This is a genomic window from Acinetobacter sp. GW821-FHT01C12, from assembly GCF_059422625.1.
In genome coordinates this window covers 98,535-109,961 of record NZ_JBWKXD010000006.1, presented here as the reverse complement: position 1 = coordinate 109,961, position 11,427 = coordinate 98,535, and the positions used below count along the sequence as shown (strand labels likewise).

Here is an 11,427-nt window from a genome sequence, read left to right as displayed (position 1 = left end):
TATGGAGTGTGTATTGTGAGCGATCTTTTTAAATAAACCAAGTAAGTTAGGAGGAATTCTGCATTGCAAATATGCAACATTGTTTAAAGCATGAGCATCAATGAAAAGAGTTGTTTTATAAATGCTTTACCTTGCGGTTTTTTTTGTTATGATGTGCCTTCTCAATTTAAGCGCCCATAGCTTAACTGGATAGAGTACAGGTTTCCGAAGCCTGTGGAGTGGGTTCGAGTCCCGCTGGGCGTACCATCTTGCTGTACCTCCTTATTCTTGTTCCAATTTGTCTCAAAACCTTTTATATTAAAAGTATTAACAAAATTTTGGTTAAATTCAAACCAATCAGTAAATCTACTTAACTTTTCCAGTAATTTATCTATGCACGAAAGCACACGGCTAAATCGCTGTGCTTTTTTAATTAATCGGATCTGTAGTGCATTGCCTCATTACTGTGAAAGTATCCTCATATTCATGCATCCCCTTATTCCAGATATCCTTTTTTGGTGTTATTTTCATTCCAATAATCGAATTAAGAACTATACCGTGCTCTATCGTTGGTTCTCGTTGATCAATTCTTTTTATCACGCCATCAGGGGCAACAAAGGTAACTTTAAATTCTCCAAAATCTGTTGTATTCGACGATTTGCTGTAGGAGGGGCTTTTTCGATAGGTTGGTTCATCTAAATACACAAAATCAATTTTCTTCAAGGCTTTTTTTATTGATTTGAACTTTTGTTGAACTTGGTATGCATTTGACTTTATCACCAATTTGCATTCATAGATTTTTTCTTTTTTTGTATTTGTTGCATTTATATGAAAAGGCTGATCTGCTGAGAATCGAGTAGGTACTCCATTTTCTTTGTATGGTCGTAGCTTTGCGTTTAAAACTGCATTTTTGATCAATTCATCTGTTTTAGCATTTCCAGTACTACTAATCACTTTTGCAGATGTCACATTACCCATTCCATCTGATTCAAAGCGAATCACAGTATCAAATACATTTGGAGTATCAAACTGATTAATAATTTTTGGTATTTTAGGATTTATTCGCCAGCTTACTCCATTATTTTTTGTTAGATCAAGAGATTCTTCTGCTGCATTTGTTAATAAACTACAAAACAAAAATGGGATATAAAATAAATGCTTCAAAATGTACACCTTATATAAAAGTTAGTATGCAATATCTTTGTAAGTTAAATTATTGTGCTCAAGTTTATAGCAATTTTTCACACAATTCATTACTACAGCTAGAAGCTGAATTCCACAGCAGATTGCTAATGCGACTGTAAGGCATAAGTGATTATTAAGTTAACACTGAACTTTAAAAGCTTTGTAAAATGCCTGAATCTGATTTTTGTTAGGCACACGCCTAAATCAAACATTGGTTAATTAAACGCTTAAGCTAATTCAAACAAAATTGAGGTAGATCTTTCAGCAGTTTTTCTAAATCAATAAGCTGATATTTTTTAGTGAATACACCACTAATTGAAGGCGTGTTTGAACGCTGAATTATTGATGTAGTTATCAATGAATTAATTATCACTTAGAGTATTGATGAAGAAAGCATAAAATGGTTCAGTCTAAATAACCATATAAAGTTATGGATTGATCAATATAAGTCATTGATGGGTGACTATTCGTAATTTTTAAAATATAAAAGTAATTTGAACATGAAAAATTGGATGATCTTTTGGAAATGCTTTAAATAGAGTTACTTTGTTGGTGAAGTTTTTTATAGCCAACCACTCGATAAGATTGATTCTAAAAAGCATAAATTAGTAGCAGAATACAAAGTACTTAAGTAAAACACGTATCTATCAAATCATTTGTAATACTGTGATTAAGCTAAATATCTATAGATTTTAAGTCTTTTATTCACCTTCATATTGAGTATTTTTCACCAATTAAAAGCAAGCTATAGCACTTGTTATATATTGCCACTGACAAATAAAATGAAACCCTAGTAAAATAGTAGGTATTCCTCCTATTACCGAATAATCGGTTTTTGCCTGCATTCTTTCCCCAAAGATGCAGGTTTTTTTTCCTTAATGCTTCAATTATTCATAGCATAGCCTTAGTGGGCTGTTTTTTTCATAAAATCCTTAAGCGGTTAAGGATTTTGAATTTTGCTCAAAGTTCATAAAATAGAGCTGAATGCGGTAGTATAGTGATTAACGACAAGAGTAATCATTACGATGAATGAAACCTTTACATATTTGTATACCCACATGGGTATATTTGGGTCCTTACCTACACACAAAGTATTTACCAGCGATAAGAGCAATAGAACAAAATTAATTTTTGCTGATAACACATTTATTTACAGTTTAATTTCTTCTTGGACTTTAAGTAACTCGGATTTTGATAGTGGAAAAGCGACATGGAAAGAAGAGCCAGAAGGCTATCTAGAGAATGAAATAAAAAAATTAGCGATTTATAAAGCGAATCATCCCTTATTTATCACTGAATCATAAATTGATGTAGTCACTAGAGTGACGTCACCGCTATTTTAAAGGTTGATGAAAGGTAGAGCAAAATATTGAAGAATGCCTTGCAGAAATGTGAGGCATTTTTAATCGCTTAATTTTTCTTAACTCGCCAAAAAAATGTCATAAATGAGTGTTATATTGCTTAAAACAATTGAGGGGAGCCAGCATGGGTATCGATCTAAAAGAACTCAATAAGCAAATTGATGATTTTAAAGAAAGTAAGGATCCACAAAGATTAGTTATTGGTTATAAAACTTATTCTAAATTAATGAAAGAGAATAAGTTTTTAGATAAAATTAGCAAAGATGCAAATGACCCAATGATTAGATATTATAAAGAAATAAAGATAAAAATAGTCACAGAAAAGCATTTTTTTGAGATTGAATAGCTGAATAAGCAATATAAGTTGAAATGAGTAGTAAATAATAAAATTTGTGGTGAGGCGCTTAAAGCGTCTTTTTTTATAGCAAAAATTGTTATAGATACTTAACAGGTATTTATAGACAGGGAAGTATCGATAAGAAAAGGAAAGAAGGGAATAATTATTGCAAAATTTTTTTCTATTTAAGCAGCTTACTAAGCGATAGATTTTAATGTGATTTATTTTTCCATATTAATGATTGAAAATTTCACGTTATTAGTGTATAAAAAATCAACAACAATAAAATAAGGGTGATTACATGATATCTAAATCTATAAACATCGCATTCTTCTTTTCTATGTTTATTGTTCTTACCTTACTTATCCATTTATTTGGTAATATCCCTTTAGGGATATGGGTGTATAAGTAAATACAAATGGACCTAAAAGCTCATCAAAAGGTGGGCTTTTATGAATTTTAATATGTTGATAGGTGCTTAAAACAACTTTGCGATTTAACAACTTGGGTCATGGGATAAAAATTAACGATGTCTGGTGTTAAATATGATGTTGTGGATCTGGCGAAAGACATTCAATCTAATCACTCCAAAATTCTCTGTTCTATATTTATCTAAAAATGGAAAACAATGCATAAAAGTATAAATATTGTGTCAATAGAATACTTAAATTGGGCTTTTTGAGATATATATTGAATAAAGGTTGTATTACTTGCCTTTAAGGCGTATAAAGTCACTTCGTTGATGCGGGATGGAGCAGTCTGGTAGCTCGTCGGGCTCATAACCCGAAGGTCGTTGGTTCAAATCCAGCTCCCGCTACCAACGAAAAAAGATTCAAAGTTTATAGCCTAGTTTGCTTCATGCTTACTAGGTTTTTTTATGCTTAAAATTTATTGCATTGAATTTAAGCGTCTTATAGTCAACCTGCCAAAAAAACTCAGACACAAGAATGTATTTTCTCTTAATTAATATTTTTAATTAAATCAATTGTATGTAGAAAAAATTATTTGATTATAAAAAACTTGCACTGCCACATCTTACATTCAAAGTTTAAATACCTTTGCGTAGGCGATGCCTCACTTTTCAGAGATGAAAAGTTGACAAAAATCTTCCGTTGGGCGAGGGGTACGTCCTGTACCCCCGCCCAACTGCGACATCCATATCGCCCCACGGTAGGATCACCATCTAGGGTTAAAAATACCAAAAATGAATTGATAATCAATAGTTTCTAAAAGTTCATATAAAAACATAAGATCAATTTGTGATCAATGGCTTGATGAAAAATACTTGTATGAATAATTAGGTGGTTTGACTATCGAATAGCAAAGATATAAAAAGCGGACTCAATCCATCTGCTTATTTATGCTGGTTATTTGAAGATAAGTAGAATAGTGTTATTTAATGAGTTTTCACTTTTAGCTTAAGTATTCTATGGCTCAATCTAATCTATATAACTTACCTGCTAAATATTGGATGGGCAGAATAGCAATTGGATATGGCATTGGCTATTTTGAGGGAGCTGTGGGTGATAACTCTCCACATCGTCATCACGCACATCAGTTAAGCTTTGCAAAACAACAGGGAGAACGGATTCAAGTTATTGCTGATGATTATTGTATATGGAGTAGTGGAGTCTATATCGCAGCAAATACTTTACATCATTTGCAACCAGGAACTTACTGTTCGATCTATATTGATCAAACACATTTTCTTGCTGATGTCATTCAGCATTATTTACAAGCTTACTTACAACCAGACTCGTCGATTACGATATTGCCTGAAAGTTTGGTGGCTATTCTTAGAGTATATTTTATAGAACAAAATCAAACATTTGAATATTTTCAAAAGCTTTTAAGTTATTGCAGTGAATCTAATTTCAAAGCTCAGTCAGTTAGAGAAGAGCGTCTTGCAAAATTTCTTATTCTCAACCATCAACAGAATTTGACAGTGAAACAAATCGCCTCACAATTCAATCTTTCAGAAAGTCGTTTTAGTCATTGGTTTAGTGACAATTTTGGTATTTCTTATCGTAGTTATCGGAAATGGTTACGCTTATTACAAAGCTTTCAAACCATAGATCAGGATATTAATTTAACCAGCATCGCTCATCACGCCCATTTTTCTGATCAGGCGCATTTTAGTCGAACCTGCAAACAAATGTTTGGCATTCAACCTTCACTATTAAAATTTATTCCATCCATTGAGCAAATGCCAATATTACTTTTGTCAGATTAAAAGCTATAAATGATATAGCGGTTTCGTTCAATTTTTCTATCCAGCCAGTCAGCATACTCCTAAAACGTATTTTGTTGATTGGAGTTATAAATGAGCGCTTTTGTTAAAATATCTCTGCGATATTTATTTTATCCTCTTTGTATGCTGTTAACCGTATGGATGATGATGTTCATCGTCTCAGGGCAAGTTCCGTATTGGCCAAGTTCAATATTGTTCATCTTGCTAAGTGGTGTAATGATTGCATGGGTTGAGCATTCTTTGCCTTATCAAGCAAAGTGGTTGGATACACATCAAGATTTTGTTACAGATATCATCCATGCAATTTTTAATTTATTTTTGATCGTTTCTGTCTCAAAAATTATCGAATGGTTTGATCTTTTCCGATTTATTCCACGATTATGGCCCGACCATATTTCGGTATTTTGGCAGATATTGATTGTTGCTGTGGTGATTGATTTTGGTCTATGGCTCATGCACTACATGAGCCACAAGTATCGGTTTTTATGGAAATTGCATGCGATTCACCATCAATCACGTCGTTTATATTGGTTAAATTCTGAAAAGCGGCATCCACTGAGTGCAATCGTACTTGCTGGGCCTAGTTTGATCATCCTCGCGCTTTTGGGTGCTCCAAGTTTGCTGATTGGGTGTTGGATGATATTTATGGCCGTGCATTTGTTTTTTCAGCATGCAAATATTGATTATCGTGTTGGTCCTTTCAAATATATTTTTGCTGTAGCTGAGGTACACCGTATTCATCACAAGCATGGATTTGGACGTAAGAATTTTGGAGAGGTGTTCATATTTTGGGATATCTTGTTTAGAAGTTTTTACTATGAAGATCAGAGAATTAAAGATGATCAAGTTGGTGTGCGTAGTCAAATACCCAACCAGTATTTAGCTCAACTCCGCTGGCCATTTAAAAAGTAACCCTAAAGTAAGCATAAGCAAAATTGATGTATGGAACATTGGTGTATTTGGTTCTGAAATAGAAAGTTAATTGACTTTTTATCAATGAACGAGAAAAGTAATTTATTTGAACAAGCTCTTGCAAAAGGGCTGTTCTAAATAGATAAGTCATTCTTTATCCATAATAAAGTTAAATATGTATAAGAAGGCTTGATTATTTATTTTTTTCCTGTAAAGTAAAGCCAACTAGAAAAAAGTCATGTTTTGGTAAATCTTCTCTAAGTATCGCAGTTTTAGTCATAATCCTTCGTTTTATTCAGATTTTAAGTTCAATTCTTTATTATTTTCGACGTTATCACTAGTCATAAAATGGCTTAAAATTTTTTAAATCTCAGTAGGATTGATTATGTCAAACTCAAATGTTGTTAAAGGTACAGTTAAATGGTTCAACGAAACTAAAGGTTTCGGTTTCATTCAACAAGAATCAGGTCCAGACGTTTTTGCTCATTTCAGCGAAATCGCTAACTCTGGCTTCAAAACTCTTGCTGAAGGTCAACAAGTTGAATTCAGTATCACTCAAGGTCCTAAAGGTCCTAACGCTGTAAACATTACTCCGCTATAATTCAGAGTAAGTTGTAAAAAAGCACGATATCGTGCTTTTTTTGACTCTAAATTTTTATTTTAATTCATATTTATACTGAAACACTGAACCTGTTTAAAAGATCCATCATTCGCCTATCAGTAAAAATTTAAGCAAATCTAATCAATTTCTGCGCAAGGCTTGTCTTTTCTATTCGGGGTACTGTGCAGCTGCTGTGCTATTTCTAGATCAATAAACAAAAAGAAACCCGCATCATGCAGGTTAGTATGGCGTTTCTTTATTGTCTATAGACCACTCTCTCCAATGGTCACGGATACTATACATCTGTTCTTTAATAATAAAAACGCAGTAAAATAGTCGAGATAAATGTATAGTATCTTTTGGGTTCAATATGATTGATAAACCATAATAATTTAGATAACTGAATAGAATCTAGTAGACTTTTCTTTTACGCCATATTTTAAAACGAATTAATTTAAAAATATTTAAAACCAGTTGTATAGAATTTAATTTTGCCCTTCTTTGCGCGTAGCATTGGCTGGCGTTTTTCATTGTTTTTATAGAGGCTTTATCTATGAGCATACGAAGTCTCGATCATTGAGTGAATAAATTCTGATATTCGTATTATTGTAAAATTAAATAGCCGATGAATGGTATTGAAAGTGAGACTCTTGTTATGTAAATTAAGTTTAGCTAAACATATATCACAAGTTTATATACCCACTTACTCTATCGGTGGGTATTTTTTATACAAGCAATGAAAAGGTTGACGATAATTTAATTTTAAAGTAAATTTAAATTGTTATTTTACTAATAATAAATAACAAAAATCCTTAGTCAGCGCAAAATTAAGGTAAAGCCTTACAGAAATGTAGGGCTTTTTTCTTTAGATAATAGCTATTTAGAATAAACTATTTTTGAAGTTGATGATTGGTGTACATATAAGAAGAGTGGATATTGGTTTTTAAAACAGGCTTGCAAGTACCGAAGAAAGGGGATTGTTTAATTGTATTCAAGTAACTGAGTGTTATTGTTGAAGTATCAATATTGAAGCATTTGCAGTAATGGAAGCCAAAAGCTAGCATACATCTGAACGAACTTAAGCAATGAATATTTTTATTGATATGACAAGTAAAAATGAATTTGTTAAATTAAGTGAAAGATACAATGGATGGTCGCGATATGAAAAAGTTAATTTTAGCAGGGAAGTTGGTTGAAGCGACGTTAGAGGGTGATCAAGTCACTAGATTGCTCATCGGAAATTTAGTCAGTTTTCTAATAAAAAATGGAACAGTGAGTTATGAAGAATATCTTCAATTTACTTTGCAAACAAAAAAAGAGTTGATCGAAAATTCCAAAGATTCTAGCGACTCTAAACTCAAAATGATTGAAAGTATTTTTGATCTTCATATTGATGATTTAAAGCAGATAAACACAATAGATGCTAAAAAAAACTTGAGTAGTAACTGATTCAATGTTTTGGATAAGCACTTAAAATGTAAGCAAATAAAAAAAAATATAATAATTTACTGTTTTTGCAGTATATTAAAGTGCGTTTGATGTATAAGCATAAATTTAATAATCATTGAATGTTTTGTTGACAGTTTTAGCTGTTTTTTATTTAATTTTTAAGGTGTTTTTATGAATAAACTTGATATAAATGTTAAGGATCAATTTGGAAAGTGTTACGCAGTTGAGGCAACATTAGATGATGTTGTGATAAATCCAAATAAAACTCATGAACGTATCAAATATATCATTGTTGAAAATGAACTTTTGCGTCCTAACTTTGAAATGCTTTTTGAAAGCAGCAAGAATGGTAAAATTTATAAGATTCTAGAACCTATGATTTAAATCGAGCCACCTACGGGTGGTTTTTTAATTGCTTAAATTTATAAAAAGATTATTTCCAACCTGGCGCTATTTCTTCAAGCATTGTATTACAGCACGCTTTGGGTAATTTTTGTTACATAGTTTAATTTAATTAATAAATAAAGACTGATATAATTTTTTTTGAATTGCTGTGCGACTCACACATCATTCATGCGCCTCCAAAAAATAAGCCCACTTTTTAGTGGGCTTTCTAATGCTATATCAATGACTGAGTTAATTAAATTGTTATTTGGGTAAGAGTGAAAGATGCCTTGATGAGGATAAAAGTATAATAGATCTCTATCGAAATATTAGACTTTTGGTCTTAAGTAAAAGGTTAAGTCATCACTTTTCGAAGCTAAAAGACCATACGATAATCAGCCAATAATGGGTGCTATTTGAATGCTCTAGACGCCTATCAATAATTCTTTTAAACATATATAGAATAAAAGTTGTATTCCTTGTATTTAAGGCGTATAAAGGTGCTTCGTTGATGCGGGATGGAGCAGTCTGGTAGCTCGTCGGGCTCATAACCCGAAGGTCGTTGGTTCAAATCCAGCTCCCGCTACCAACGAAAAAAGATTTAAAGTTTATAGCCTAGTTTGCTTCATGCTTACTAGGTTTTTTTTATGCTTTTAAATCAGTTAGCTTTAGATCTTAATAATTAAAGCGCGGATAAATGCTGTGAAAAACTTGCAATTGAAAGCGGATTATGAGGTCAATGTCTAACTCAAAACAAAAATAATATGTAAAGGGTACTTTACATTACGCGATGTTTGACCTAAATTAATGTAAAGCTTACTTTACATGGGTGCCTGATGAAAAAATATAGATCTCTGATTGAGTTTAGCGCATCAATGCTGCTTTATCTTGTTGTGCTTATCGGTTCATTAAAATATTTAAAGAATGACGATATTCGCTATTCAACACAAATTTTTGTGACTTTATTGCCTATAATCCCTTGTATATTGGTGGGCTGGAGTGTAATTAGACAATTAGCTCGCTTAGATGAAATGCAACAACGCATCCAATTACAAGCTTTTGCGCTTGCGTTCGTGGGTACAGCACTCATTACATTTAGCTATGGTTTTCTTGAAAATATTGGCTTTCCTCATCTTTCTATGTTTTTTGTATGGCCCTTAATGGCAACGCTTTGGGGTTTTGGTATTGCAATTGGGACTTGGCGTTATCGATGAAAAATATCTTATCTGAATTAAGAGCAAAACAAGGCTGGTCTCAGCAGCAACTAGCTGAATATTTGGGGGTCTCTCGACAGACGATCAATGCGATTGAAAAACAGCGTTATGATCCTAGCTTACCTTTGGCGTTTAAAATTTCAAAATTGTTTGGCTTATCGATTGAAGCAATTTTTAATGCTGAAGATGATGACTAAAACTCATGATGAACGTCATTTTAAGACGCGATAAGATTGAATAAATCTTAAATAAGTATTGTAATAAATTTTTGTTATTTTCAAAAATGAAGACTATGGCTAAGAAGCAAATAATTACATTTGATGAGTTTACGCGTGAACAATTAATTAGCGCATTAAAAAATATGCATTAAAGGAACTAGACTTGGATCTGGGTAACTTTCCAGCTCAATTTTTATTTGATTTTATCGTAGAAGAGTTTGGACATCATTTTTATAATCAAGCGCTCAATGATACCCATGAGTGGTTAGCAGAAAGATTTTCTCATCTAAATGAAGATTTATTTATCTTGTCTAAAGAAAAAATCAACAAAACAAAATAAGCAGCATCTTGGAAATCTTGTTCAGAATAGTGTTAATGCTCTAGGCCATAAAGTCATGAGTAGGGGGCAGTGATGAGTACCCAACGTATGCTGATAAGATTTTTAGAAAGCCCTATGTTGGGTCATGTTGATTTGATAAGGGGCTATTATATTACTTGCTAAGCATTGAGTCGATCTCTGAAAAAATGTTCATTATTGATGCTGACCTCAGCATTCAATTTAAATCCTAGTGAATAGACTCCTTCTAACTTTTTGGTGTTGGGAGTACTAAAATTGTGATTGATTCAAAGCTCATTGGTTTAAATGCTTTATTTATAATTTTATCAAAAATTTACTTACCAATTCCCCATACAGAGGGGGTAGTGCTAATGCTAAGTCATTATCTCTATCTTCATATTGTAGTCCTTCCCAGCTAATAAATTGACCATCAACAATGATGGCGTTTTATGCAAGATTGAGCCAAGCTATATTGAGACTAAGTATAAAGATGAAGTGACACTGGTTTTACTTAATGCCAATTTAGCTGATGAAGTGTACTAATGATTTTCTAACTTTAGCTTAAGTGCATTATTCATTCGTTCAAAGCCTGGTTTGGTCTTTGTCTGTAAATTGTCTAGGAATGGTTTTACTAAAATTCCACTAAAAGCTTCACTATGGATTAACCTTGTTTGATTGGTGGTTATTTGTACTAATCTAAATTTATGTTCTCCATCAAATATTCCCTTCACTAATAATTTTCCGCGCCAGCTAAATTGTTTATTTTCCTGATTTTCGAGCACAACTGCTTTAAAAGACATTTTACTTGTTGCATCATTTTGTATGGTGACATTGATCTTACCGCCTTGATGGATGTCTCCTGAAAGGCTGATGATAAACGGATTCCAATTTTTATAATCTTCAAAGTTTGTTAAGGTTTTCCAAACAATATCAATAGGTGCGTTGATCAAAATTTCTGTTGTTATCTCAAATTTCATATCGGCTCTTTAATTAGCGTGTATTTTATACAATATACATGCCTTTTAATTTTTTAATATAACTAAAATTAAGATCACTTAACTGAAAATAAGAATATTAGAAACATTGAATAGTGTAAGTGTTATTTTATTGATTATTTATGTTATTGATTTATTTTGAAATTAAAGAATGTTTTGAATGATGAACTCAGCATTTAAATAATTAAAAATTTAGACAATTTC

Annotated in this window: 12 protein-coding genes and 3 tRNA genes; 13 read left to right on the top strand and 2 right to left on the bottom strand. The window is 32.2% G+C overall.

The window, feature by feature from the left end; genetic code table 11:
* Positions 1-170: 170 nt before the first annotated feature.
* Positions 171-246: transfer RNA gene (locus AC07WY_RS14760), tRNA-Arg, on the top strand.
* Positions 247-408: 162 nt separating this feature from the next.
* Here AC07WY_RS14760 and AC07WY_RS14755 read toward each other — a convergent pair.
* The gene (locus AC07WY_RS14755; RefSeq protein WP_494736601.1) at positions 409-1,143 is read right to left on the bottom strand and encodes an energy transducer TonB; all 735 of its coding nucleotides are present in this window, start codon (positions 1,141-1,143) and stop codon (positions 409-411) included.
* 1,046 nt (positions 1,144-2,189) lie between these two features.
* Between AC07WY_RS14755 and AC07WY_RS14750 the strand changes: the two genes are divergently transcribed.
* The 12 genes from AC07WY_RS14750 (at position 2,190) to AC07WY_RS14695 (ending at position 10,231) form a co-directional block, all read left to right on the top strand.
* On the top strand, positions 2,190-2,468 hold the full coding sequence (locus AC07WY_RS14750; protein ID WP_494736600.1) for a hypothetical protein: 279 nt from the start codon (positions 2,190-2,192) through the stop codon (positions 2,466-2,468).
* Positions 2,469-2,649: 181 nt separating this feature from the next.
* Complete coding sequence (locus tag AC07WY_RS14745; protein WP_004820039.1) at positions 2,650-2,871, top strand: hypothetical protein; 222 nt, start codon at positions 2,650-2,652, stop codon at positions 2,869-2,871.
* 734 nt (positions 2,872-3,605) lie between these two features.
* Positions 3,606-3,682, top strand: a tRNA-Met gene (locus AC07WY_RS14740).
* 609 nt (positions 3,683-4,291) lie between these two features.
* Positions 4,292-5,095 (top strand): helix-turn-helix domain-containing protein, encoded by an 804-nt coding sequence (locus AC07WY_RS14735; RefSeq protein ID WP_494736599.1) that lies wholly within the window; start codon positions 4,292-4,294, stop codon positions 5,093-5,095.
* 90 nt (positions 5,096-5,185) lie between these two features.
* A complete protein-coding gene (locus tag AC07WY_RS14730) occupies positions 5,186-6,025 on the top strand; it encodes a sterol desaturase family protein (RefSeq protein WP_494736598.1) in 840 nt (279 codons plus the stop codon).
* Positions 6,026-6,410: 385 nt separating this feature from the next.
* Positions 6,411-6,626, top strand: a complete 216-nt coding sequence (locus AC07WY_RS14725; RefSeq protein WP_004721990.1) for a cold-shock protein — start codon at positions 6,411-6,413, stop codon at positions 6,624-6,626.
* 1,146 nt (positions 6,627-7,772) lie between these two features.
* Complete coding sequence (locus AC07WY_RS14720; RefSeq protein ID WP_262085477.1) at positions 7,773-8,075, top strand: hypothetical protein; 303 nt, start codon at positions 7,773-7,775, stop codon at positions 8,073-8,075.
* A 171-nt stretch (positions 8,076-8,246) separates the two neighbouring features.
* Positions 8,247-8,459: a hypothetical protein gene (locus AC07WY_RS14715; protein WP_004721987.1), complete on the top strand. Its 213-nt coding sequence runs from the start codon at positions 8,247-8,249 to the stop codon at positions 8,457-8,459.
* 512 nt (positions 8,460-8,971) lie between these two features.
* Positions 8,972-9,048 (top strand) — tRNA-Met (locus AC07WY_RS14710).
* Between the two features lie 247 nt (positions 9,049-9,295).
* Positions 9,296-9,673 (top strand): hypothetical protein, encoded by a 378-nt coding sequence (locus tag AC07WY_RS14705; protein WP_494736597.1) that lies wholly within the window; start codon positions 9,296-9,298, stop codon positions 9,671-9,673.
* Positions 9,670-9,870 carry a helix-turn-helix transcriptional regulator gene (locus AC07WY_RS14700; protein WP_494736596.1) on the top strand — a complete coding sequence of 67 codons (201 nt, stop codon included), beginning with the start codon at positions 9,670-9,672 and terminating at the stop codon, positions 9,868-9,870. The genes AC07WY_RS14705 and AC07WY_RS14700 overlap by 4 nt, the downstream gene beginning before the upstream one ends.
* Before the next feature lie 184 nt (positions 9,871-10,054).
* Positions 10,055-10,231: a DUF2164 family protein gene (locus tag AC07WY_RS14695; RefSeq protein WP_494736595.1), complete on the top strand. Its 177-nt coding sequence runs from the start codon at positions 10,055-10,057 to the stop codon at positions 10,229-10,231.
* 536 nt (positions 10,232-10,767) lie between these two features.
* Here AC07WY_RS14695 and AC07WY_RS14690 read toward each other — a convergent pair.
* Entirely contained in the window at positions 10,768-11,205 is a 438-nt protein-coding gene (locus AC07WY_RS14690) for an SRPBCC domain-containing protein (RefSeq protein ID WP_262085482.1), read from the bottom strand.
* Positions 11,206-11,427: the final 222 nt, after the last annotated feature.